This is a genomic window from Variovorax sp. Soil_C_26 (genome assembly GCF_057657075.1).
This window is the reverse complement of record NZ_JBDGJC010000003.1, coordinates 130,307-153,753: the sequence shown is the minus strand read 5'-3', so window position 1 is coordinate 153,753 and position 23,447 is coordinate 130,307. Positions and strand designations below refer to the sequence as shown.

Here is a 23,447-nt window from a genome sequence, read left to right as displayed (position 1 = left end):
GCGCGCCGGCACTCGCTCGCCGCTTCTTACTTCTTAGCTTCTTGCTTCGGCAGCGCCACGCAGTCCGCGTAATAGCGCTTCTTGCCGGTCTCGTCGATGCGCGCCACCAGGCCGTGGATGTCGGTCTCGAAGCCCGGGCACTGCAGGTTGAATTCGCGCGAGAACTTCAGGTAGTCGACGATCTTCTTGTTGAACACCTCGCCCGGAATCAGCAGCGGGATGCCCGGCGGGTACGGCGTGATCAGGCTCGTGGTGATGCGGCCTTCGAGCTCGTCGATCTCCACGCGCTCGGTCTTGCGGTGCGCGATGTGCGCGAAGGCATCGCTGGGCTTCATCGCCGGCGTCAGGTCGCTCAGGTACATCTCGGTGGTGAGCCGTGCCACGTCGTAGCGCGCATAGAGCTGGTGGATGTGCTGGCACAGGTCGCGCAGCCCCAGGCGCTCGTAGCCCGGATGCTGCTGGCAGAATTCGGGCAGGATCCGCCACATCGGCTGGTTGCGCGCGTAGTCGTCCTTGAACTGCTGCAGCGCCGTGAGCAGCGTGTTCCAGCGGCCCTTGGTGATGCCGATGGTGAACATGATGAAGAAGCTGTAGAGGCCGGTCTTCTCCACGATCACGCCGTGCTCGGCCAGGAACTTGGTCACCACGCTCGCGGGAATGCCGGTCTCCGCGAAGCTGCCTTCGAGGTCGAGGCCGGGCGTCACGATGGTCGACTTGATCGGGTCGAGCATGTTGAAGCCGTCGGCCAGTTCGCCGAAGCCGTGCCAGTTGCGTGGCGACTTCTTCTTCGTCGGCTTGCCGTTCTTCTCGCCCTGCATGATCCAGTCTTCGGCGCGGCCGATGCCCTCATCGACCAGCTTCTCGGGGCCCCAGACCTTGAACCACCATTCGTCCTTGCCGAACTCGGCTTCCACCTTGCGCATCGCGCGGCGAAAGTCGAGCGCCTCGAGGATGCTCTCTTCCACCAGCGCAGTGCCGCCGGGCGGCTCCATCATTGCCGCGGCCACGTCGCAGCTCGCGATGATCGCGTACTGCGGGCTCGTGGACGAGTGCATCAGGTAGGCCTCGTTGAACAGGTCGCGGTCGAGTGCGCGGTTCTGCGAGTCCTGCACCAGCACATGGCTGGCCTGGCTGATGCCGGCGAGCAGCTTGTGCGTGGACTGGGTGGCGAACACCAGCGACTCCTTCGGCCGCACGCGCCGCTTGCCCATTGCGTGGTAGGCGCCGTAGAACGGATGGAAGGCCGCATGCGGCAGCCAGGCTTCGTCGAAGTGCAGCGTGTCGACGTAGCCGTCGAGCATGTTCTTGATGGTCTCGGTGTTGTAGATCACCCCGTCGTAGGTCGACTGCGTGAGCGTCATCACGCGCGGCTTGACCTTGTCGTGGTCGACGTCGGCCAACAGCGGATTGGCCTTGATCTTGGCCTTGATGGCGCTCTGCTCGAATTCGCTCTTGGGAATCGGGCCGATGATGCCGAAGTGGTTGCGCGTGGGCTTCATGAACACCGGAATGGCGCCCGTCATGATGATCGCGTGCAGGATCGACTTATGGCAGTTGCGGTCGACCACCACCACGTCGTCGGGTGCCACCGTGTGGTGCCACACCATCTTGTTGCTGGTGCTGGTGCCGTTGGTCACGAAGAAGCAATGGTCGGCATTGAAGATGCGCGCTGCATTGCGCTCGCTGGCCGCGACCGGGCCGGTGTGGTCGAGCAGTTGCCCGAGTTCTTCCACCGCGTTGCAGACGTCCGCGCGCAGCATGTTCTCGCCGAAGAACTGGTGGAACATCTGGCCGACCGGGCTCTTGAGGAAAGCCACGCCGCCCGAGTGGCCGGGGCAGTGCCACGAGTACGAGCCGTCTTCCGCGTAGTCGATCAGCGCCTTGAAGAACGGCGGCTGCACGCCTTCGAGGTAGCTCTTGGCCTCGCGGATGATGTGGCGCGCCACGAACTCCGGCGTGTCCTCGAACATGTGGATGAAGCCGTGCAGCTCGCGCAAGATGTCGTTCGGGATATGGCGCGAGGTCTTGGTTTCGCCGTAAATGTAGATCGGCACGTCGGCGTTCTTGCGCCGCACCTCGCCGATGAAGCTGCGCAGGCTCAGCACGGCCGGATCCAGGTCGGGCCCGACGGTGAACTCCTCGTCGTCGATCGACAGGATGAAGGCGCTGGCACGGCTTTGCTGCTGGGCGAACTGGCTCAGGTCGCCGTAGCTGGTGACGCCGAGCACCTCGAAGCCCTCGGTCTCGATGGCCTGCGCGAGCGCGCGGATGCCAAGGCCCGATGTGTTTTCGGAGCGGAAGTCCTCGTCGATGATGACGATGGGGAAGCGGAATTTCATGAGCAGGGCTCCGGACAGGCAATGAGCCGCGAAGTGTACGGAATTCGGATGACGGGTTCCGTCGGCTTATGACCCAGAATAGCGTGCATCCAACACTGAGGAGAGAAGGAAAAGTTATGGCGAACTCCACCATCTGGTGGCTGATAGCGGGAACCGCGATCGTCCTCGAGCTGATTTCGGGCACCGTCTACCTGCTGCTGCTCGCGGCCGGCTTTGCGGCGGCGGCCATTGCGGCGCACCTGGGCGCCGGGCTCATGGCCCAGCTCATCGTTGCGGCCGTGGTCGGCGTGGGCGCCGTGCTCGTCTGGTATGCCGTGCGGCGCCGGCGGCCCGCCGAGCCGCCCACCGAGGCTAACCGCGACATCAACCTGGACATCGGCGAGACCCTTCACGTCGACACCTGGAACCCCGACGGCACGGCGACCGTGCGCTACCGCGGGGCCCAGTGGACCGTGGTCCAGCGCGCCGGTCGCGCGCCCACCACCGGCGAGCACCGCGTGGTCGAAGTCATCGGCAGCCGTCTTGTCGTCGACAAGATCTGACACAACCCCCTCGAGGAGAAAAGCAGCATGGAATTTTCGGTCCCCATCATCATCCTGGTCATCGCGATCATCTTCATCAGCCAGTCAGTCAAGTTCGTGCCGCAGCAGAACGCCTGGGTGCGCGAGCGCCTCGGCAAGTACAACGGCACCATGACGCCCGGCCCCAATTTCCTGATCCCGTTCATCGACCGGGTTGCCTACAAGCACAGCCTGAAGGAAATCCCGCTCGACGTGCCGAGCCAGATCTGCATCACGCGCGACAACACGCAATTGCAGGTCGACGGCATCCTCTACTTTCAGGTCACCGATCCGATGCGTGCGAGCTACGGCTCGTCGAACTACATCGTGGCTGTCACGCAACTGGCCCAGACCTCGCTGCGCAGCGTGATCGGCAAGCTCGAGCTCGACAAGACCTTCGAGGAGCGCGACGTGATCAACGCCCAAGTGGTAGCGGCCATCGACGAGGCGGCGCTCAACTGGGGCGTGAAGGTGCTGCGCTACGAGATCAAGGACCTGACGCCACCCAAGGAGATCCTGCACGCGATGCAGCGCCAGATCACGGCCGAGCGCGAGAAGCGTGCGCTGATCGCGGCCTCGGAAGGCCGGCGCCAGGAGCAGATCAATATCGCCACTGGCGAGCGCGAGGCCTTCATCGCCCGCTCCGAAGGCGAAAAGCAGGCCCAGATCAACAACGCGCAGGGCGAGGCCGCGGCCATCACCGCCGTGGCCGCCGCCACGGCCGACGCCATCGAACGCGTGGCCGCCGCCATCCGCCAACCCGGCGGCGAACAGGCGGTGCAGCTCAAGGTCGCCGAGCGCGCGGTCGACGCCTACAGCAAGGTCGCGGCCGATTCCCAGACAACCCTGATCGTGCCGAGCAACATGGGCGAAACCTCTGCCCTCATTGCCTCCGCCATGCGCATGATCCAGACCGTCAAGCCCTCGAATCCGGCCTGATTGGCCCTTTGGCGACTGCTACAATCGAAGGCTCAGGAGCGGTGGATGAGCGGTTTAAGTCGCACGCCTGGAAAGCGTGTGAGGGTTAATAGCCCTCCGCGGGTTCGAATCCCGCCTGCTCCGCCAGAGAAGTCATGAATACGGGGCCTTGCGCCCCGTTTTTCTTTTCTGCCAGCCTCCGCATCGGCCATCTGAATTCGAGCAAGCGAGCCGCTGCATTCCGGCAACAGGGATGCCCCTGCCCGGCGCAGCCGTCTGGCGGTACGATCCAAAGGTCTTACTTTCACGTCTGCAAAGGAGCCCGGATGGCCGGACAAAAAACAAATTCGTCGCGTGACGACGCGTCGCTCGAACGGACACTGGAGAAGACGGAAGCGGTTGCGGCCGATGTCCAGCGGGCATCCGACAACCTGGCGGTCGTGAACACGGTGCTCGGGCAGGAGCTACCCGAAGAAGTCCAGGTCGGCGAAGTGGCACAGGCCATCGAGCACACCAGCCAGCTCGAAGAAAAGCTGGCCCGGTCGGCCGAAACATTGGCAGAGGTGAATGCGGCGCTGGGCGAAGAAATAGAGAAGCGCCTCGAGATCACGGCCCAGCGCGACGAAAGCCAGGCCGAGGCCGAGGAACTCAAGGCCCAGATCCGATCCGGGGCTGCGGACTGACCGCGCGCGGCGGGCTTTCTTCTCGGCCGAACGGAACTCTCCGTCTCCCTTCTCCTACGCTGTCAACTCATCTGGCGCGTTACGCTATTGGTTCTCAAGGCGAAACCACGGCATGGCCCTCATCACGTTCCTCGTAGAGGACAACAAGACCATCAGGGACAACCTGGTCCCGGCCCTCGAAGATCTGGTCGACGGCCAGGTCGTCGGCTTCGCCGAAACCGAGTCCGATGCGCTTGCTTGGCTCGCCGCACATCCCAGAGACTGGCAACTGCTCATCGTCGACCTTTTCCTGAAGGAAGGCTCCGGCCTCGGCGTGCTCGCGGGCTGCACGGCCCGTGGCCCGGGCCAGCGCGTCGTGGTGCTCAGCAACTACGTGACAGCTGATATTCGCGCGCGCTGCGAGGCCCTGGGCGCCGACGCCGTCTTCGACAAGTCGCGCGACCTCGACGCCTTCATCGACTACTGCAACACCGACCGCCCTTCGGGCCTGGCCACGCTGGCCTGAGCGCGCCGCGGCAGGCGCTCCGAAATAACAAAAGGGCCCCGAGAGGCCCTTTTGTTCGAAGCGCGCATTGCTGCGCGCGGTCGGCACAGAAATCAGCGCACCACGGCGATCTGCGTGCGCACGCCGCCCTTGTACGTGAACAGCGTCAGCGCGCCGTTCTTGATGTCGCCCTTCTCGTCGAAGGCGATCGGGCCGGTCACGCCCTTGTACTCGACCTTGCCCACTTCGGGCAGGTACTTTTCGGGGTCGGCCGAGCCGGCCTTGACCATGGCTTCGGCCAACACGTTGACCGCGTCGTAGACGTACGGTGCATAGATCTGCACGTCGACGCCGTTCTTGGTCTTGAACCTGGCCTTGAAGTCGTCGAGCGGCTGCTTGAAGTCGCCGTCGACACCGCCAGCCTCGGCGCACACCACCATGTCTTCGCCAATGGCGTCGCCCGCCAGCTTCGGCAGTTCACCGGTGCACAGGCCGTCGCCGCCCATGAACTTGACGTTCAGGCCGAGCTGCTTGACCTGCTTGAGCATCGGGCCGCCCACGGCGTCCATGCCGCCGAAGAACAGCACGTCGGGCTTGGTGGCCTTGAGCTTGGTCAGGATAGCGTTGAAGTCGGTCGACTTGTCGGTGGTGAATTCGTGGCCGACGATGGTGGCGCCGGCGGCCTTGGCGGCCTTCTCGAATTCTTCGGCAACGCCCTGGCCGTAGGCGGTGCGGTCGTCGATCACGGCGATGTTCTTGCCCTTGAGCGTCTCGACGGCGTACTTGCCCAGCGTGCCGCCGAGCTGCGTGTCGTCGGCCACCACGCGGAATGTGGTCTTGAAGCCCTGGCGGGTGTACTTGGGGTTCGTTGCCGACGGCGAGATCTGGGGAATGCCCGCGTCGCTGTAGAGCTTGGAGGCCGGAATCGTGGTGCCGGAGTTGAGGTGGCCCACGATGCCGTTGACCTTGCTGTCGACCAGCTTCTGGGCGACGGCGGTGCCCTGCTTCGGATCGCCGGCATCGTCTTCGGCGACGAGTTCGAACTTGACAGTCTTGTCGCCGATCTTGAGGTTCTTCGCGTTCAGGTCCTCGATGGCCATCCGGGCGCCGAACTCGTTGTCCTTGCCGAGGTGAGCGATCGGGCCGCTGGTCGGCGCCACATGGCCGATCTTCACGACAAGCGCATCGGCCGGAGGTGCTGCAGGTGCCGGGGCCGCAGCCGTGGGCGCCGAAGCGGCCGGTGCAGCAGCTTCTTCCTTCTTGCCGCAAGCCACGAGCGTGATTGCAGCCAATGCGACCGCAGTCCATTTCAATTGCATGAGAACCTCCAGAACATGGATAGATATAAAACCAAGAAACCGGTCGTGTGATCCGGGCGCGCAGACCTTGCAAGTTTCGCGCCGCAGACCAGTGGCACCCTCACGCCCTCCGACCTGGCGCGCAGTTTAGCCGAACCCTTACAAGCATTAAGTTGGCGTAGACCCTGGGTTTTCGGAGAGTTCGGCGGCCATGGCTTCGATCACCAAAGCGCGCAGCACGGCCTCGATTTCTTCTCGCAGGCGAGGCACCATGGCATCGAGCTGCTGCTGCACCGCGGCCGCCACGGTGTCGCTCAGCCGCTCCTCGAGCGAGAGGTCGACGCGCTGCAGCACGCGGTGCAGAAGCTGCTCTTCGAGGCGCACGATGTCGGCCTCGGAACGCTGGGCTGCGGGCGGCAATGCCACCGCCTCGGCCGGGTCGATCTGCGGCACAGCCTCGGCCGGCTTGGCCGCCGTGGCAACAGGCTCGGGCGGGAGGTCGAGCACGGTGGTCAGGGTCGGAACGAACCGGGGCGGCGTGCGCAGCGTGCTGGCCATCAGGAAGCGCTCCTTGCAAAATCGTGCGGCTGGATCGGATAGCCGCGGTCGGCATAGTGGCGCCACCGCGCGCGGCCGATCTGCCGGTCATCGGGCTCGCTGCTCACGATGTCGATGAGCCGCTCGAAGCGCTCGAAGCCCGACGGCACCGCCGGCCCGAGGTTCACCAGCATCTCGCGGTGCGGCAGCGACGCGGCGTCCGCGCCCTCGGCGCAGAGAACCACCGGTGAGCGGCTCAGCAGGTGCGCCGGCGCATCGGCACGGCAGTGCGCAATGAAGTCCGAAGGCGAAAGCTGCCACAGCGCGGTATCGATCGCGTCGAGCATCGGCGGCTCGCCCACGACCACCACGCGCAGCCCGCGCGCATTGACGGCCTTGCGGACCAGCCGACAGGCGTAGTTGGCCTTGTCCGGCGTGTTGAAGTGGAAGCCGATCTCAGTCACTGCGCGGACCGGGCCTTGCGTGGGGCGGCGGCGCCTTTCTTGCCCGCGGCCTTGGGCGCCGCTGCGGCACTGCTGCGCACACGTTCCATCAGATACGAAACCAGCAGGCCCACGGGCCGGCCGGTGGCACCCTTGGCCGCTCCGCTCTTCCAGGCGGTGCCCGCGATGTCGAGGTGCGCCCAGGCGAAATCGCCGGCGAAGCGCTGCAAGAACTTGGCAGCGGTGATGGCGCCGCCGGCGCGGCCCGCCACGTTGGCCACGTCGGCGAAGTTGGTCTTCAGGCCTTCGGCATAGTCGTCGTCGAGCGGCATGCGCCAGCAGCGGTCTTGGGACGCGTCCCCGGCCGCCTGCAGCGCGGTTGCGAGCGCGTCGTCGCTGGTGAACAAGCCGCTGCGTACGCCGCCGAGCGCGACCACGCACGCGCCCGTGAGCGTGGCAATGTCGATCACGGCCGCCGGCGCGAAGCGCTTGGCGTATGTGAGCGCGTCGCACAACACCAGGCGCCCTTCGGCGTCGGTGTTGAGCACCTCGATGGTCTGCCCGCTCATGCTCGTGATCACGTCGCCGGGCTTGAGCGCGCGGCCGTCGTTCATGTTCTCGCACGCCGGCACCAGGCCCACCACATTGATCGCCGGCTGGATCTCGCCGAGCGCCCGGAAGGTGCCGAGCACGCTGGCCGCGCCGCACATGTCGAACTTCATCTCGTCCATCTCGGCGGCCGGCTTGAGCGAGACCCCGCCCGTATCGAAAGTGATGCCTTTGCCGACCAGCACCACGGGCGCCTGGTCTTTCGGGCCGCCCTGGTAGCGCAGCACGATGAAGCGTAGCGGCTCGGCCGAGCCCTGCGCCACCGCAGCGAACGAGCCCATGCCGAGCTTCTGTACTTCCTTGGGGCCGAGCACTTCGATCTTCATGCGCGGCAGCCGGCCGAGTTCCTTGGCGGCCTCGCCCAGCAGCGTGGGCGTGCAGTGATTGCCGGGCCGGTTGCCCCATTCCTTGGCGAGTTCGATGCCGGACACCGTGGCGCGGGCCTCGTCGAAGGCCTGGGTCACCGCAGCAGCGTCGGCCACGCCGAGCACCAGGGTGCGGACGCTGCGCCCGCCCTCGCCGTTCGAGGCTTTCGACTTGGTGGTGGTGTAGACGTAGCTGGCATCGGCCGCGGCCGCCACGGCACTCGCCACCGCGGCGCCATCGGCCTGCTGGGCGAACACCATCACCACCCGCTTGGGCGCCTGGGCCTTGGCCGCTTTGACCGCCGCGATCACGGCGCTGCGCACCGACGCGGGCTGGCCGTCGCCGATGGCCGCGAGCACCACGCGCGAGGCCGCCACCTCGTCCGGGTGGTAGAGCGCGAGCAGCTTGCCGGCCTTGTCGGGCAGGTCGCCGGCCTTGCGGGCGCTGGCGATCAGGGCGGAGAGCGGGTCCCGGGTGGTGAGCGGCGCACTGCCGACCAGCACGATCAGGACGTCGGATTTTTCGGCCGCGGCGCGCGCGACGGTGAGGGTCTTGAGCTGAAAGTCCATAATCCTTTTTTTCCTCGAACGATGTTATTCCATTCTTCCTTACGCAAGGAGCTGTCGCGCAGCTTCGGAGCGACCCTCGTGGTCCTGGTCACCATCGTGATGACCATGATGCTGATCCGCACGCTCGGCCTCGCCTCTAAGGGCAGCGTGAATCCCTCCGAAGTCTTCCTCGTGATGGCCTACACGGTGCTCGGCTACATGCCGACCATCCTGAGCCTGAGCCTGTTCGTCGCCATCGTCGGCACTCTCTCGCGCATGTACCGCGACAGCGAGATGGTGATCTGGTTTTCCAGCGGCCGCGGCCTGGTCGATTTCGTCAAGCCGCTGTTCCGCTTCGCGTGGCCCGTGCTGCTGCTGATCGCCGTCATGGCGCTGGTCGGTTGGCCCTGGGCCAATTCGCAGACCATCGGCATGCGCGCCCAGTACGAGCGCCGCAGCGACATCGAGCGGGTCTCGCCGGGCGAATTCCGTGAGTCGTCGGGCCGCATGCGCGTGTTCTTCATCGACAAGGACACGCCCGACAATGCCACGGCGACGAACGTGTTCATCTGGTCCATCGAGCGCGGCCTGCAGATCACCACTTCGGCTCGCAGCGGCCGCATCGAGGACATCGGCAACAACCGCTACCTGATGCTGAGCAACGGCCAGCGGCTCGAGCGGCCGCTGCTGCCCACCTCGGGCCTGAAGATCAGCGAGTTCGAAACCTACGGAACGCGCGCCGGCGGCAGCAGCGATTTCGCGACCGACGGCACGCCGGTGCGCGCCAAGCCCACGCTGCAGCTGCTGCGCGAGCCCGGCGACGTGAGCCAGGGCGAGCTGGCCTGGCGCCTTGGCATGCTGCTCGCGGCGGTCAATTTCGTGCTGCTCGCGCTCACCGTCTCGAGCGTCAATCCGCGCGTGGGGCGCAGCGGCAACCTGCTGTTCGCGCTGTTCGCCTTCGTCGTCTATTACAACATGCTCAACCTCGGCCAGAGCTGGATCAGCACCGGCCGCTTCGGCATGGGCTCGTTCATGCTGCTGCTGCACGGCGGCGTCATGGTCGTGGCGCTCGCGTGGCTGACGCTGCGCAACAACAACTGGGGCCGGCGCCGCAGGGCCGAGCGCGTGATGGCCGGCGGCCTGCCGTCCTCCAAAACCGATCCGTCCCCGTGAAAACCATCCGCCGCCTGATCTACGTCGAGGTCCTGAAAGCCGTGGCTTTCGTGACCCTCGGCTTCCTGAGCCTCTTTTTCTTCTTCGACTTCGTCGACGAGCTGCAGTCGCTCGGCCGGCCCGAGAGCCTGGCCTATGGCCCCGCGCAGGCGCTGATCTACGTGACCTTGCTGATCCCGAGCCATCTCTACGAGCTGCTCCCGATCACGGTGCTCATCGGCTGCATCTTCGTGATGGCGCGGCTCGCGCAGAGTTCGGAATACACCATCCTGCGCACCAGCGGGCTCGGTCCGTGGCGCGCGCTGCGCACGCTGCTGCTGCTGGGCCTGGGCTTCGTCGTGCTGACCTTCGCCATCGGCGACTACATCGCACCGGCCTCCGAGCGCACCGGCCAGTTGCTCAAGTCACGCTACCAGGGCACCTATTCTTTCGTCGGCAACACCGGCGCCTGGCTCAAGGAGAAGCGCGAGAACGTCTCCTATGCGGTGAACGTGCTCTCGATCGCGCGTGACGGCTCGCTCAAGAACGCTCGCATCTTCGAGTTCGACGAGAACGGCTATGTGCGCAAGCAGATCGTCGCCGCCTCGGCACGCATCCACGACGAGCACTGGACGCTGACCGACGTCGAAACCCAGGACTACGACACCCGGAGCACGGCCGACAAGGCGCGCATCGTGACCACCAAGGAGCCGCAGCTCGACTGGCCGACCACGCTGACGGCCGAGATGGTTTCGGTGGCGCTGCTGCGGCCCGACCGCATGGGCACGATCGACCTGTTCGACTACATCCGCCACCTCGACGCCAACGGCCAGACCGCACAGCGCTACGAGATCCAGTTCTGGCGCAAGGTCTTCTATCCGCTGTCGTGCCTCGTGATGGTGGTGCTCGCGCTGCCGTTCGCCTACCTGCACTTTCGCCAGGCCGGCATCACCACGTACGTGTTCGGCGGCGTGATGATCGGCATCAGCTTCTTCCTGCTCAACAACGTGTTCGGCTATCTCGGGAACCTGAGCAATTGGTCGCCCATGCTCACGGCGGCGGCGCCGGGGCTCATCTACTCGGTGATGTCGCTGGCGGCCTTCAGCTGGCTGGTGCTTCGAAGGTAGCGACGATGGCCGGCGCGGAAAACGCAAGAGGCATCGTGCTGCTGGCCCACGGCTCGCGCGACGCGCGCTGGCGCGAGCCGATCGAAGCGGTGGCGGCCCGCCTGACCGCGCTCGATCCGCAGGCGCGCGTGGCCTGCGCCTACATGGAACTCGCCACGCCCGACGTGCACACAGCCGCGGCCGCGCTGATCGCGAGCGGCGCCACAGCGCTGCGGATCGTTCCGCTGTTCCTCGGCATGGGCAAGCATGCGCGCGAAGACCTGCCGCTGCAGATGGACGCGCTGCGCCAGGCTTGGCCCGCTGTGCGCTTCGACCTGGCCCGCACCGTCGGGGAAGAACCCGAACTGATCGACCTGCTCGCCAGAATTGCAAGCAAAACTTGATGTCCTTGAAATTTCAATAGACTTCAAAGGCATAATGAATTCCGCAATAAGACGGAATTTGATATGAATCTGCACCAGTTCAAGTTTGTTCAGGAAGCCGTGCGGCGCAACCTGAACCTGACGGAGGCAGCGAAAGCGCTCCACACCTCGCAGCCCGGCGTGTCCAAGGCCATCATCGAGCTCGAGGAAGAACTTGGCGTCGAGATCTTCGCGCGCCATGGCAAGCGCCTGAAGCGCATCACCGAGCCGGGCCAGCATGTCATTGCGAGCATCGAGCTGATCATGCGCGAGGTCGGCAATCTGCGGCGCATCGGCGAGCAGTTCAGCGCCCAGGACAGCGGCACGCTGTCTATCGCGACCACGCACACGCAGGCGCGCTACGTGCTCCCGGTGCCGGTGGCGAAGCTGCGCGAGGCGTACCCGAAGGTCAACGTGAGCCTGCACCAGGGCTCGCCCGACCAGGTGGCGCGCATGGTGATCGACGAGATCGCCGAGGTCGGCATCGCGACCGAGTCGCTCGCCGACTATGCCGATCTCGTGACCCTGCCCTGCTACGAATGGCAGCACGTGCTGGTGCTGCCGAAGGACCATCCGCTTGCGGCCAGGGAGCGCATCTCGCTGGAGGACCTGGCGCTCGAGCCGATCATCACTTACCACCCGTCTTTCACCGGGCGCACGCGCATCGACCATGCCTTTGCACAAAAGAAGCTCTCGCCGCGCATCGCGCTCGAGGCGATCGACTCCGACGTGATCAAGACCTACGTGCGCCTGGGCCTCGGCGTGGGCATCGTGGCCGAGATGGCGGTGCGCGACGAGTCGAACGCCGACCTCGTCGTGCGCCCGATGGGACACGTGTTCGGCCAGAACATCGCGCGGGTAGCCTTCAAGCGCAGCGCCTACCTGCGCAACTTCGTGTTCAAGTTCGCCGAGCTGCTGTCCGACCGCCTCGACCGCAACCTGATCGCAAAGGCCCTGAGCGGCCACCAGCAGGACTACGAGTTATAGGATCACCCCCAGTCTTCGCGCACTTCGTGTCGCTTCGCCAACCCCCTTCCGGGGGCAACACCAGCGGCCCGGCAAAACCGGTTCCGCGGTGTTTCACGAAGGAACGCCGAAGCAGCAGAACTTCCGACCCCACGATCACCATGAGTACTCTTCATTCGTCCCCCCGCACGCCGGAGATCGGCACCAAGCTGCCCGTCGTGGGCACCACCATCTTCACCGTGATGTCCGCGCTCGCGGCCGAGAAGAACGCGGTCAACCTCGGGCAGGGCTTTCCCGATTTCCACTGCGACCCGAAGCTGCTCGACGACGTCACGGCCGCGATGGCCGCGGGCCACAATCAGTACCCACCGATGCCGGGCATCCCGGCGCTGCGGCAGGCCATTGCCGACAAGATCTCGGCGGTCTATGGACGCAGCTACAGCGCCGCCGACGAGATCACGGTCACCGCCGGCGCGACCCAGGCCATCATCACCGCCATCCTCGCCGTGGTGCGCGCCGACGACGAGGTGATCGTGCTCGAGCCGTGCTACGACAGCTACGTGCCGAACATCGAGCTGGCCGGCGGGCGCGTGGTGCGCGTGCCGCTCACGCCCGGCACCTTCCGCCCCGACTTCGACCGCATCGCGGCCGCGCTGACGCCGCGCACGCGCGCCATCATCGTCAACACGCCGCACAACCCGAGCGCCACGGTCTGGACCGCGGCCGAGATGCGCCGGCTCGAGGAACTGCTCGCGCCCACCGAGGTGCTGGTGATTGCCGACGAGGTCTACGAGCACATGGTGTTCGACGGTGCGCAGCACGAGAGCGTGGCGCGCTTTCCCGGCCTGGCGGCGCGCAGCTTCATCGTGAGCAGCTTCGGCAAGACCTACCACGTCACCGGCTGGAAGGTCGGCTACGTGGCCGCGCCGGCGCCGCTCATGGCCGAATTCCGCAAGGTGCACCAGTTCAATGTGTTCACGGTCAACACGCCGATGCAGCACGCGCTTGCGCAGTACATGGGCGCACCGGCGCCCTACCTCGAGCTGCCCGCGTTCTACCAGCGCAAGCGCGACCTGTTCGCGGCGGGCCTGGCCGAGAAGACACGCTTCAAATTGCTGCGCAGCGAAGGTAGCTATTTCCAGTGCGTCGACATCTCGGCGGTGAGTGACCTGTCGGAAGCCGAGTTCTGCCTCTGGCTCACGCGCGAGATCGGTGTGGCGGCGATCCCGCTGTCGGCGTTCTATGGCAACGGCTTCGACCAGCGCGTGGTGCGCTTCTGTTTCGCCAAGAAGGACGAAACCCTGCGCGCGGCACTCGACCGGCTCGCGAAGCTCTGACCCGCCCGCTGCCCGAGGGCAGCGGTAGGACAGTCCTGACCGCCGAAGAAGCGGCTATCCGGCGTTTTTCCTGTGGCTCGGCACCCAGCATCGAGGGCATCACAACAACGCCAGGAGAAACGCATGTCCCTCTCGTTCATTCTGCTGATCATCCTGATATTGCTTCTGGTCGGCGCGCTGCCGAGCTGGGGCTACAGCCGGAGCTGGGGCTATTGGCCCAGCGGCGGTCTGGGCCTTGTCGTGCTGATCGTCGTCATCCTGGTGCTCATGGGACGCATATAGGCGCCCTGGGTATCGCACCCACCGAAGAGCCCGCGGCACCCGCGGGCTTTTTTTTTGGCGCTGCTTCTTCGTTGGCGCGCCTCAGGCCTGCAACTGGCCCCAGGCCTTGTCGAGCCGCTTGACGCTCACGGGCTGCGGCGTGCGCAGCTCCTGCGCGAAGAAGCTCACGCGAAGCTCCTCGAGCAGCCAGCGGAATTCGAGCATGCGCTCGTCGACTACGCCCTTGCGCTCGGCGACCAGCCGCAAGTAACGCTGTTCCTGCGGCCGCAGCTCGGCCAATTTTGCGGCGTCGCGCGCGGGGTCACCGCGCAGCTTGTCGAGCCGCAGCACAATCGCCTTCAGGTAGCGTGGAAAGTGCTGCAACTGGCTCCATGGCGCGTCGGCGATGAAACGCTTGCCGACCAGGCGCTGCAATTGCTGCGCAGCGTCCTGCACCGACTCGGGCTGCAGCTTCGTGTCCTTGATCTTGCGCGCGGCCGCCGCGTATTCGGCCAGGATGCCGCCGGCCAGGCGCGCCACCTCGTTCGCGATCAGCGTGAGCCGGCCTCGCCCTTCCTCGAGCCGGCGCTTGAAGGCGGGCTCGTCGGTGGGCAGCGGTTCCTGCAGGAAGGCGCGGTCGATCGCCACGTCGATGATCTGCGTGCGCAGCTCTTCGGAGGTGCCGAGTGGCATGTAGGCCACCGACATCTTCTGCAGGTCGGGGATGTTCTTCTCGAGGTACTTGAGCGCGTCCTTCAGCTGCAGCGCGAACAGCCGGCGCAGGCCCGCGCGGTGTTTGGCCGCAGCCACTGCGGGCTCGTCGAAGACCTCGATCGTGACCGCATCGCCTTCGTCGCGCAGCGCCGGAAAACCGATCAGCGACTGCGCGCCGCGGCGCACCTCCATGAGCTCGGGCAGTTCGCCGAAGCTCCAGCTCGTGTAGCGCTGGCCCGCTGGCAGGCTGGGCGCGGCGGGCGCCGCCGCAGCCTTGCCCGCTGACTGCGCGCCCGCTTCGGCGTCGGCCGCAGGCCCGCGCGCCGTCGATGGCGAAGAGGCCTTCACGTTGAGGCCCGCGAGCGCCTGGAAGGCGCCGCGGGCCTGCGCGCCGAGTTCGGCCTTGAGCGCACCGAGGTTGCGGCCCATGCCGAGCTGGCGGCCGTGCTCGTCGACGATGCGCAGGTTCATGAACAGGTGCGGCGCCAGCATGTCGAGCTTGAAGTCGGCGCGTTTCACGTCGAGGCTCGTGGCATCGCGCACGCGCTTGAGCAGCGCGTCGGTGAGCGAGCCGGTGCCGAAGACCTCGGGCGCCGACAGCTCGGCGGCCAGCCTTGTCGCGGTGTCGGGCAGCGGCACCAGCCGCGAGCGCGGGCGTTGCGGCAGGCTCTTGAGCAGCGCCTGGATCTTGTCCTTGAGCATGCCCGTGACCAGCCATTCGCAACGCTCCTCGCTCACCTGGTTGAGCACGAACAGCGGCACGCTGACCGTGAGGCCGTCCTTCGGGTCGCCGGGCTCGTGCAGGTAGGTGGCTGCGCAATCCACGCCGCCGAGCCGCAGCGTGGAGGGGAACGACTGCGTGGTGATGCCCGCCGCCTGGTGGCGCATCAGCTCTTCGCGGCTCAGGAACAGCAGACGCGGCTGTTCCCTCGACGCCTGCCGGTACCAGTTCTCGAAGGTGATGCCGCTCGCCACGTCGGCGGGCAGCTGCGCATCGTAGAAAGCGAAGATCAGCTCGTCGTCCACCAGCACGTCCTGCCGGCGCGACTTGTGCTCCAGGCCCTCGACCTCGCGAACCAGCTTGCGGTTGGCCGCGAGAAACGGGAACTTGGTGTCCCATTGCCCACCGACCAGCGCTTCGCGGATGAAGATCTCGCGCGCCGCGACCGGATCGACGCGCGTGAAGTCGATGCGGCGCCCGCTGTACACCACCAGGCCGTACAGCGTCGCGCGCTCGAGCGCCGCGACTTGCGCGCCCTTCTTCTCCCAATGCGGATCGAGCAGTTGCTTCTTCAGCAGGTGGCCCGCCACCTCTTCGAGCCACTGCGGCTCGATGTTGGCGATGCCGCGGCCGAAGAGCCGCGTGGTCTCGACCAGCTCGGCCGCGACGATCCAGCGGCCGGGCTTCTTCTTCAGGTGCGCGCCCGGGTGCTTGTAGAACTTGATGCCGCGCGCGCCCAGGTAGGCCTCGTCGTCCTCGAGCTTCCAGCCGACGTTGCCGAGCAGGCCCGCGAGCATCGACAGGTGCAGCGCTTCGTAGCCTGCCGGTTCCTGGTTGATGCGCCACTTGTGCTCGGTCACGACCGTGAGCAGCTGCGAATGGATGTCGCGCCATTCGCGCACGCGCCGGATGTTGATGAAGTTCTGGCGCAGCAGTTGCTCGTACTGCCGGTTGCTGAGTTTATGCGTGTCGCCATGCCCCCCGCGCGCGTCGGCGATCCATTTCCACAGCCGCAGGTAGCCGCTGAATTCGCTCTTCTCGTCGTCGAACTTCGAATGTGCCTGGTCGGCTTGTTGCTGCGCGTCCATCGGCCGGTCGCGCACGTCCTGCACGCTGAGCGCCGAGGCGATCACCAGCACCTCCTCGAGCGCACCGCGCGTGCGCGCCTCGAGGATCATGCGGCCCACGCGCGGGTCGAGCGGCAGCCGGGCCAGTTCGACGCCGGTGGCGGTGAGTTCGTTCGCGTCGTCCACCGCGCCGAGTTCGTTGAGCAGCTGGTAGCCGTCGGCGATGGCGCGCGGCGACGGCGCCTCCAGGAACGGAAAGCGCGCCACGTCGCCCAGGCGCAGCGACTTCATGCGCAGGATCACGCCCGCCAACGACGAGCGCAGGATCTCGGGATCGGTAAAGCGCGGCCGGCCGTCGAAATCCTTCTGGTCGTAGAGCCGGATGCAGATGCCGTCCGCCACGCGGCCGCAACGGCCCGCGCGCTGGTTCGCCGCGGCCTGGCTGATCGGCTCGACCAGCAGCTGCTCGACCTTGCTGCGGAAGCTGTAGCGCTTGACGCGCGCGGTGCCGGTGTCGATCACGTAGCGGATGCCCGGCACGGTGAGCGAGGTTTCGGCCACGTTGGTGGCCAGCACGATGCGGCGGCCGGTGTGGCCGTCGAAGATTCGGTCCTGCTCGGGGCCCGACAGCCGCGCGAACAGCGGCAGCACCTCGGCGTTGCGAAACAGCGGCTGGTGCGCGAGATGACGGCGCAGGTGGTCGGCCGCCTCGCGGATCTCGCGCTCGCCCGGCAGGAAGACCAGGATGTCGCCCGCGTTGTGCGGGTCGCGCCAGAGCTCGTCGACGCCGTCGGCGATCGCGTCGTTCAGGTCGTGCTCGCGCGATTCCTCGAACGGGCGGTAGCGCTGCTCGACCGGGAACGTGCGCCCCGAGACGAACACCGTCGGCGCCGGCCCCTTGGCGGAGGCGAAGTGATTGGCGAAGCGCTCGGCGTCGATGGTCGCCGAGGTCACGATCACCTTCAGGTCGGGCCTGCGCGGCAGGATCTCACGCAGGTAGCCAAGCAAAAAGTCGATGTTCAGCGAGCGCTCGTGGGCCTCGTCGATGATCAGCGTGTCGTAGGCCTTGAGCAGCGGATCGGTCTGCGTCTCGGCCAGCAGGATGCCGTCGGTCATGAGCTTGACCGAGGCATCGCGCGAGAGCCGGTCCTGGAAGCGCACCTTGAAGCCGACCACGTCGCCGAGCGGCGTCTTCAGCTCTTCGGCAATGCGCTTGGCGACCGAGCTCGCGGCAATCCGCCGCGGCTGCGTGTGGCCGATCAGGCGCCCCTTGCCGGGCGGCGCGTTGAGCTTGCCGCGACCCAGCGCCAGCGCGATCTTCGGCAGCTGGGTGGTCTTGCCCGAACCGGTTTCGCCGCAGACGATCACCACCTGGTGCGCCTGGATGGCGGCCATGATCTCCTCGCGCCGGGCCGAAACCGGCAGCGATTCGGGAAAGTCGATGCGAAGCGAGGGCGAAGGCGTAGTGGTCGTCAAGGGATATCGAAAATCGGGGAACCGGCGATTATCGGTGGCTGCACAATCACGCCCCATGTCCACCGTCTTCAACTTCACCTTCGTGCCCTGGTTCCGCTCGGTCGCGCCCTACATCCACACGCACCGCGGTAAGACTTTCGTGGTCGCGCTGGCGGGCGAGGCGATCGCGGCGGGCAAGCTGCAGAACATCGCCCAGGACCTGGCGCTGATCCAGAGCATGGGCGTCAAGGTCGTGCTGGTGCACGGCTTTCGGCCGCAGGTCAACGAGCAGCTCGCGGCCAAGGGGCACGAGGCGCGCTATTCGCACGGCATCCGCATCACCGACGAGGTGGCGCTCGATTCGGCGCAGGAAGCTGCGGGCCAGCTGCGCTACGAGATCGAGGCCGCGTTCAGCCAGGGCCTGCCGAACACGCCCATGGCGGGCTCGACGGTGCGCGTGATCTCGGGCAACTTCATCACCGCGCGGCCGATCGGCGTGGTCGACGGCGTGGACTTCAAGCATTCGGGCCTGGTGCGCAAGGTCGATGCCGCGGGCATCCGCCGCACGCTCGATTTCGGCGCCATGGTGCTGATCTCGCCGTTCGGCTTCTCGCCCACGGGCGAGGCCTTCAACCTCACGATGGAAGACGTCGCCACCAGCGTGGCCATCTCCATCCAGGCCGACAAGCTGATCTTCCTGACCGAGGTCCCGGGCATCCGCATCGACAGCGAACTGCCCGAAAGCGAAGACAACCCGATCGACACCGAGCTGCCGCTGGCCGCCGCCGAGCGGCTGCTCGCCTCGCTGCCGCCGCCGCAGAAGCCCACCGACACGGCCTTCTACCTGCAGCATTGCGTGAAGGCCTGCAAGGCCGGCGTGGAGCGCAACCACATCCTGCCCTTTGCGCTCGACGGCTCGCTGCTGCTCGAGATCTACGTGCACGACGGCGTCGGCACCATGGTGATCGACGAGAAGCTCGAAAGCCTGCGCGAGGCCACGGTGGACGACATCGGCGGCATCCTGCAGCTGATCGAGCCGTTCGAGCGCGACGGCACGTTGGTCAAGCGCGACCGCACCGAGATCGAGCGCGACGTCGGCCACTACACGGTCATCGAGCACGACGGCGTGATCTTCGGTTGCGCCGCGCTGTACCCCTACCCCGAAGCGCGCACCGCCGAGATGGCGGCGCTCACGGTGTCGCCGCAGTCGCAGTCGCAGGGCGACGGCGAGCGCATCCTCAAGCGCATCGAGCACCGCGCCAAGGCCATGGGCCTGGACAGCATCTTCGTGCTCACTACGCGCACCATGCACTGGTTCCTCAAGCGCGGTTTCCAGCAGGTCAACCCCGACTGGCTGCCCGAGGCGCGCAAGCGCAAGTACAACTGGGACCGCAAGAGCCAGGTGCTGGTCAAGAAGATCTGAACCCACCCGTAGGAAGGCCACCGCCATGACGCTCGCCACCGCCCTGCTGTTCTCCATCGTCGCACTGGCCGCGATCGCCACGCCCGGCCCGACGGTGCTGCTGGCGCTCAGCAACGGCTCGCGACGCGGCGTGCGCGGCGCGCTGCCCGGCATCGCGGGTGCGGTGCTGTCCGACTTCGTGCTGGTCGGCGCGGTGGCGCTGGGCCTCGGTGCACTGCTCGCGGCGTCGGAGTTCTGGTTCTCGATGCTCAAGTGGGTCGGCGCCGCCTACCTCGCATGGCTCGGGGTGCGCATGCTGCGCTCCAGGGGCGGCAGTTTCGATGCGCCCCGTGGATCGGCCGGCGCGCTGCCGGCCGGGATGCCCGGCGAAGGCCGCAAGGTGTTCTTCAAGTCGTTCCTGGTGGCGGTCACCAACCCGAAGGGCTACCTGTTCTGCTCGGCGCTATTGCCGCAGTTCATCGATCCCGCGGCCGCGCAGGGCGTGCAGTACGCCCTCATCGCGGTGCTGTTCGCTTCGCTCGACGCGGCCGTGATGCTGGTCTACGCCTTCGTCGGCGCGCGCGCCATGCGGCTGTTGACGGCCGCCGCCGCGCGCTGGATCGACCGCACCTGCGGCGCGATGCTGCTGGCGCTGGCCGGGTCGCTCGCGTTCTACCGCCGCAGCGGCACCTGACCGGCGCGCCGGCCGCCCGGCGGCGGCCACCCGTCGCCGATAATCGCACCCCATGAATCCCCTGCTCTCCAAGCTCCAGCCCTACCCGTTCGAGCGGCTGCGGCGCCTGTTCGAGGGCGTCACGCCCGATGCCGCCTTCGCGCCCATCAGCCTGGGCATCGGCGAACCGAAGCACGCCACGCCGCCTTTCATCAAGGAGGCCCTGGCCGCCGGCATGGACGCCCTCGCGGCCTATCCCGCCACGGCCGGCAGCCCGAAGCTGCGCACGGCCTTCACCGGCTGGCTCGAGCGCCGCTACGGATTGAAGCTCGATCCGGCCACCCAGGTGCTGCCGGTCAACGGCTCGCGCGAGGCGCTGTTCTCGCTCGCGCAGACGGTGGTCGACGGCAGCCGCACGACAGCCCCGGTGGTGGTGTCGCCCAATCCGTTCTATCAAATCTACGAAGGCGCGGCGCTGCTCTCGGGGGCCGAGCCCTACTACGTGCCGAGCGTGCCCGCGCGCAACTTCGCGGTCGACTGGGACAGCGTGCCCGAGGACATCTGGGCGCGCACCCAGCTCGTCTTCGTCTGCTCGCCCGGCAACCCGACCGGCGCGGTGATGCCGCTGGACGAGTGGCAGAAGCTGTTCGCACTGTCAGATCGCCACGGCTTCGTGATCGCGGCCGACGAGTGCTACAGCGAGATCTACTTCCGCGACGCGCCGCCGCTCGGCGGCCTCGAAGCCGCCGCGAAGCTCGGCCGCAGCGACTTCAGGAACCTGATTGCGCTCACCTCGCTGTCCAAGCGCAGCAACGTGCCCGGGCTGCGCAGCGGCTTCGTGGCCGGCGACGCGGCGATCATCCAGGCCTTCCAGCTCTACCGCACCTACCACGGCAGCGCCATGAGCGGCGCAGTGGCCGCCGCCAGCATCGCGGCCTGGGGCGACGAGGGCCATGTGGTCGAGAACCGCGCCAAGTACCGGGCCAAGTTCGAGGCCGTCACGCCGCTGCTCGCGCAGGTGCTCGACGTGCGCCTGCCCGACGCCAGCTTCTACCTCTGGGCGGGCGTGCCCGAGGCGTGGGGCGGCGACGACGAAGCCTTCGCCCGCGCGCTCTACGCTCAATACAATGTGACCGTTTTGCCGGGGAGCTATCTGGCCCGCGAGGCGACGCACGGGCCCCGCGGCGCCAACCCCGGCCGCGGCCGCATCCGCATGGCCCTGGTGGCCGAAACGGCCGAATGCGTGGAAGCCGCCGAGCGCATCGTGCGCTTCGTGCAGGCCGGCCCGCAGGCGCGCTGAGCGCCTTCTTCCGGCATTTCCTCTTTTTCAAACGAGACCTTCTCATGACCCAGCAACTGCAACAAACCATCGACGCCGCGTGGGAAGACCGCGCCAACCTTTCGCCCAGCGCCGCGCCGGCCGAAGTGCGCGAGGCCGTCGAGCACGTGATCTCCGAACTCAACAACGGCAAGCTGCGCGTCGCCACGCGCGAAGCGGTCGGCCAGTGGACCGTGCACCAGTGGATCAAGAAGGCCGTTCTGCTGTCGTTCCGCCTCAAGGACAACGAGCAGATCCAGGCCGGCTCGCTGGGCTTCTACGACAAGGTGCCGACCAAGTTCTCGCACCTGTCGGCCGCCGAACTCAAGGAATCGGGCGTGCGCGTGGTGCCGCCGGCCGTGGCGCGCCGCGGCAGCTACATCGCCAAGGGCGCGATCCTGATGCCCTCGTACGTGAACATCGGCGCCTACGTGGGCGAAGGCACGATGGTCGACACCTGGGCCACCGTCGGTTCGTGCGCGCAGATCGGTGCCAACGTGCACCTGTCGGGCGGCGTCGGCATCGGCGGCGTGCTCGAGCCGCTGCAGGCCGGCCCCACCATCATCGAGGACAACTGCTTCATCGGCGCGCGCTCCGAAGTGGTCGAAGGCGTGGTGGTCGAAGAGAACTCGGTGCTCTCGATGGGCGTCTTCATCGGCCAGAGCACGCCGATCTACGACCGCGCGACCGACACCGTGATCTACGGCCGCGTGCCCGCCGGCTCGGTCGTGGTGGCCGGCAGCCTGCCGAAGCCCGGCGGCAAGTACAACACCTACGCGGCGATCATCATGAAGAAGGTCGACGCCAAGACGCGCTCGACCACCTCGCTCAACGACCTGCTGCGCGACTGATCCTTCTTTTTTCGCCAGAACAATCAGTACCCCGAGGAGAGCGCCCGATGAACATGATGGAACGGATCCTTCGTCTGATGGCCGAGCGCAAGGCTTCCGACATCTATCTTTCGGCGCACTCCCCAGTCCTGATCCGCATCAACGGCACCTGCGTGCCGATCAACGCGCAGGTGCTGCCGGCCAGCGCGCCGCTCGCGCTTTTGGCCGAAGTGGTGCCCGAGGCCCGGATCCAGGAGCTCGAACGCACCGGCGAGCTCAACATGGCGGTGATGCTCGAGGGCGCCGGCAACTACCGCATCAGCGCCATGCGCCAGCGCGGCAGCTATGCGGTGGTTGTGCGGCACATCGCGTCGACGATCCCGAGCTTTGCCGACCTGAACCTGCCCGACGTGCTCAAGACGCTCATCATGGAAAAGCGCGGGCTGATCCTGATGGTGGGCGCCACCGGCGCGGGCAAGACCACCACGCTGGCCTCGATGCTCGACTACCGCAACGAGCACGCCTCCGGTCACATCCTCACGGTCGAGGAACCGATCGAATTCACCTACACCAACAAGAAGTCGATGGTGAACCAGCGCGACGTGGGCAGCGACACAGAGTCGCTGCAGGTCGCGCTCAAGAACGCGCTGCGCCAGGCGCCCGACGTGATCCAGATCGGCGAGATCCGCGATCGCGACACCATGACGGCCGCCATCGCCTATGCGCAGTCGGGCCACCTGTGCGTGGCCACGCTGCATGCCAACAACAGCTACCGCGCGCTCAACCGCATCCTGAGCTTCTACCCGGTCGAGGTACGCCCCACGCTGCTCGGCGACCTGGGCGGCGCGCTGCGCGCCATCGTGTCGCAGCGCCTGCTGCGCACGCCCGCGGGCGGCCGCGTGCCGGCGCTCGAGGTGATGCTGAACACCGCGCTCGTGGCCGAGCTCATCGAGAAGGGCGACTTCTCGGGCGTCAAGGAGGCCATGGAGCAGTCGATGGCCGAGGGCTCGCAGACCTTCGAGGAGGACATCGCCCGCCTCGTCACCGAGAACCGCATCACGCGGGAGGAAGGCCTCGCCCATGCCGACTCCCCCACCAACCTGATGTGGCGCCTGCAGAACCGCGCCGCGCCCAAGGCGCAGGCCGACGAGCGCAGCCTCATGGACCAGGTCGAGGAACCCACTTTCACCGACATCACGCTCGACGTGAAATTCTGAACCGATAGAGAAGAAGAACCG

At 66.8% G+C, this 23,447-nt stretch carries 21 protein-coding genes and 1 tRNA gene; 16 read left to right on the top strand and 6 right to left on the bottom strand.

The genetic code is table 11. From position 1 onward, the window contains the following. Positions 1-26: 26 nt before the first annotated feature. Positions 27-2,339, bottom strand: a complete 2,313-nt coding sequence (locus AC3A6G_RS10165; protein ID WP_487859203.1) for an Orn/Lys/Arg family decarboxylase — start codon at positions 2,337-2,339, stop codon at positions 27-29. 116 nt (positions 2,340-2,455) lie between these two features. Here AC3A6G_RS10165 and AC3A6G_RS10160 point away from each other — a divergent pair, with 116 nt between their 5' ends. The 5 genes from AC3A6G_RS10160 (at position 2,456) to AC3A6G_RS10140 (ending at position 5,005) form a co-directional block, all read left to right on the top strand. Next, positions 2,456-2,881, top strand: a complete 426-nt coding sequence (locus AC3A6G_RS10160) for an NfeD family protein (protein WP_487859204.1) — start codon at positions 2,456-2,458, stop codon at positions 2,879-2,881. Between the two features lie 27 nt (positions 2,882-2,908). Beyond that, the gene (locus tag AC3A6G_RS10155) at positions 2,909-3,838 is read left to right on the top strand and encodes an SPFH domain-containing protein (protein WP_487859205.1); all 930 of its coding nucleotides are present in this window, start codon (positions 2,909-2,911) and stop codon (positions 3,836-3,838) included. A gap of 35 nt (positions 3,839-3,873) precedes the next feature. After that, positions 3,874-3,964 (top strand) — tRNA-Ser (locus AC3A6G_RS10150). A gap of 179 nt (positions 3,965-4,143) precedes the next feature. Beyond that, positions 4,144-4,500, top strand: coding sequence for a hypothetical protein (locus AC3A6G_RS10145; protein WP_487859206.1), 357 nt, complete (start codon positions 4,144-4,146; stop codon positions 4,498-4,500). Between the two features lie 112 nt (positions 4,501-4,612). Further along, positions 4,613-5,005: a response regulator gene (locus AC3A6G_RS10140; RefSeq protein WP_487859207.1), complete on the top strand. Its 393-nt coding sequence runs from the start codon at positions 4,613-4,615 to the stop codon at positions 5,003-5,005. Positions 5,006-5,097: 92 nt separating this feature from the next. On the opposite strand, the gene AC3A6G_RS10135 is transcribed toward AC3A6G_RS10140, so the two are convergent. The 4 genes from AC3A6G_RS10135 to AC3A6G_RS10120 all read right to left on the bottom strand — a co-directional run bounded on the left by AC3A6G_RS10135 (position 5,098) and on the right by AC3A6G_RS10120 (position 8,806). Continuing rightward, complete coding sequence (locus AC3A6G_RS10135) at positions 5,098-6,303, bottom strand: branched-chain amino acid ABC transporter substrate-binding protein (protein ID WP_487859208.1); 1,206 nt, start codon at positions 6,301-6,303, stop codon at positions 5,098-5,100. 147 nt (positions 6,304-6,450) lie between these two features. Beyond that, complete coding sequence (locus AC3A6G_RS10130; protein ID WP_487859209.1) at positions 6,451-6,840, bottom strand: hypothetical protein; 390 nt, start codon at positions 6,838-6,840, stop codon at positions 6,451-6,453. After that, positions 6,840-7,283, bottom strand: a complete 444-nt coding sequence (locus AC3A6G_RS10125; protein WP_487859210.1) for a DNA polymerase III subunit chi — start codon at positions 7,281-7,283, stop codon at positions 6,840-6,842. The genes AC3A6G_RS10130 and AC3A6G_RS10125 overlap by 1 nt, the downstream gene beginning before the upstream one ends. Next, positions 7,280-8,806: a leucyl aminopeptidase gene (locus AC3A6G_RS10120; protein ID WP_487859211.1), complete on the bottom strand. Its 1,527-nt coding sequence runs from the start codon at positions 8,804-8,806 to the stop codon at positions 7,280-7,282. The genes AC3A6G_RS10125 and AC3A6G_RS10120 overlap by 4 nt, the downstream gene beginning before the upstream one ends. A 21-nt stretch (positions 8,807-8,827) precedes the next feature. Here AC3A6G_RS10120 and lptF point away from each other — a divergent pair, with 21 nt between their 5' ends. From lptF to AC3A6G_RS10090, 6 genes are all read left to right on the top strand, one after another. Beyond that, positions 8,828-9,958, top strand: a complete 1,131-nt coding sequence (gene lptF, locus AC3A6G_RS10115) for an LPS export ABC transporter permease LptF (protein ID WP_487859212.1) — start codon at positions 8,828-8,830, stop codon at positions 9,956-9,958. Then, positions 9,955-11,064 (top strand): LPS export ABC transporter permease LptG, encoded by a 1,110-nt coding sequence (gene lptG, locus AC3A6G_RS10110; RefSeq protein ID WP_487859213.1) that lies wholly within the window; start codon positions 9,955-9,957, stop codon positions 11,062-11,064. The genes lptF and lptG overlap by 4 nt, the downstream gene beginning before the upstream one ends. Before the next feature lie 5 nt (positions 11,065-11,069). Then, the gene (locus tag AC3A6G_RS10105; protein WP_487859214.1) at positions 11,070-11,447 is read left to right on the top strand and encodes a sirohydrochlorin chelatase; all 378 of its coding nucleotides are present in this window, start codon (positions 11,070-11,072) and stop codon (positions 11,445-11,447) included. Positions 11,448-11,510: 63 nt separating this feature from the next. Next, on the top strand, positions 11,511-12,452 hold the full coding sequence (locus tag AC3A6G_RS10100; protein ID WP_487859215.1) for a CysB family HTH-type transcriptional regulator: 942 nt from the start codon (positions 11,511-11,513) through the stop codon (positions 12,450-12,452). 140 nt (positions 12,453-12,592) lie between these two features. Continuing rightward, the gene (locus AC3A6G_RS10095) at positions 12,593-13,768 is read left to right on the top strand and encodes a pyridoxal phosphate-dependent aminotransferase (RefSeq protein ID WP_487859216.1); all 1,176 of its coding nucleotides are present in this window, start codon (positions 12,593-12,595) and stop codon (positions 13,766-13,768) included. A 123-nt stretch (positions 13,769-13,891) separates the two neighbouring features. Then, entirely contained in the window at positions 13,892-14,050 is a 159-nt protein-coding gene (locus AC3A6G_RS10090; RefSeq protein ID WP_487859217.1) for a DUF3309 family protein, read from the top strand. An 81-nt stretch (positions 14,051-14,131) separates the two neighbouring features. Here AC3A6G_RS10090 and hrpA read toward each other — a convergent pair whose 3' ends face one another. Next, entirely contained in the window at positions 14,132-18,007 is a 3,876-nt protein-coding gene (hrpA, locus tag AC3A6G_RS10085) for an ATP-dependent RNA helicase HrpA (protein ID WP_487864412.1), read from the bottom strand. A gap of 55 nt (positions 18,008-18,062) precedes the next feature. On the opposite strand from hrpA, the gene argA reads away from it, so the two are divergent. Genes argA through AC3A6G_RS10060 form a run of 5 tightly spaced genes read left to right on the top strand, consistent with a single transcriptional unit; the run spans position 18,063 to position 23,426 of the window. Continuing rightward, positions 18,063-19,409, top strand: a complete 1,347-nt coding sequence (gene argA / locus AC3A6G_RS10080) for an amino-acid N-acetyltransferase (RefSeq protein WP_487859219.1) — start codon at positions 18,063-18,065, stop codon at positions 19,407-19,409. Between the two features lie 25 nt (positions 19,410-19,434). Beyond that, positions 19,435-20,082 (top strand): LysE family translocator, encoded by a 648-nt coding sequence (locus tag AC3A6G_RS10075; RefSeq protein ID WP_487859220.1) that lies wholly within the window; start codon positions 19,435-19,437, stop codon positions 20,080-20,082. Between the two features lie 52 nt (positions 20,083-20,134). Continuing rightward, entirely contained in the window at positions 20,135-21,361 is a 1,227-nt protein-coding gene (gene dapC, locus AC3A6G_RS10070; protein ID WP_487859221.1) for a succinyldiaminopimelate transaminase, read from the top strand. Positions 21,362-21,405: 44 nt separating this feature from the next. Then, entirely contained in the window at positions 21,406-22,230 is an 825-nt protein-coding gene (gene dapD, locus AC3A6G_RS10065; RefSeq protein WP_487859222.1) for a 2,3,4,5-tetrahydropyridine-2,6-dicarboxylate N-succinyltransferase, read from the top strand. 47 nt (positions 22,231-22,277) lie between these two features. Further along, positions 22,278-23,426, top strand: coding sequence for a PilT/PilU family type 4a pilus ATPase (locus tag AC3A6G_RS10060; protein ID WP_487859223.1), 1,149 nt, complete (start codon positions 22,278-22,280; stop codon positions 23,424-23,426). The last annotated feature ends 21 nt before the right edge of the window (positions 23,427-23,447 follow it).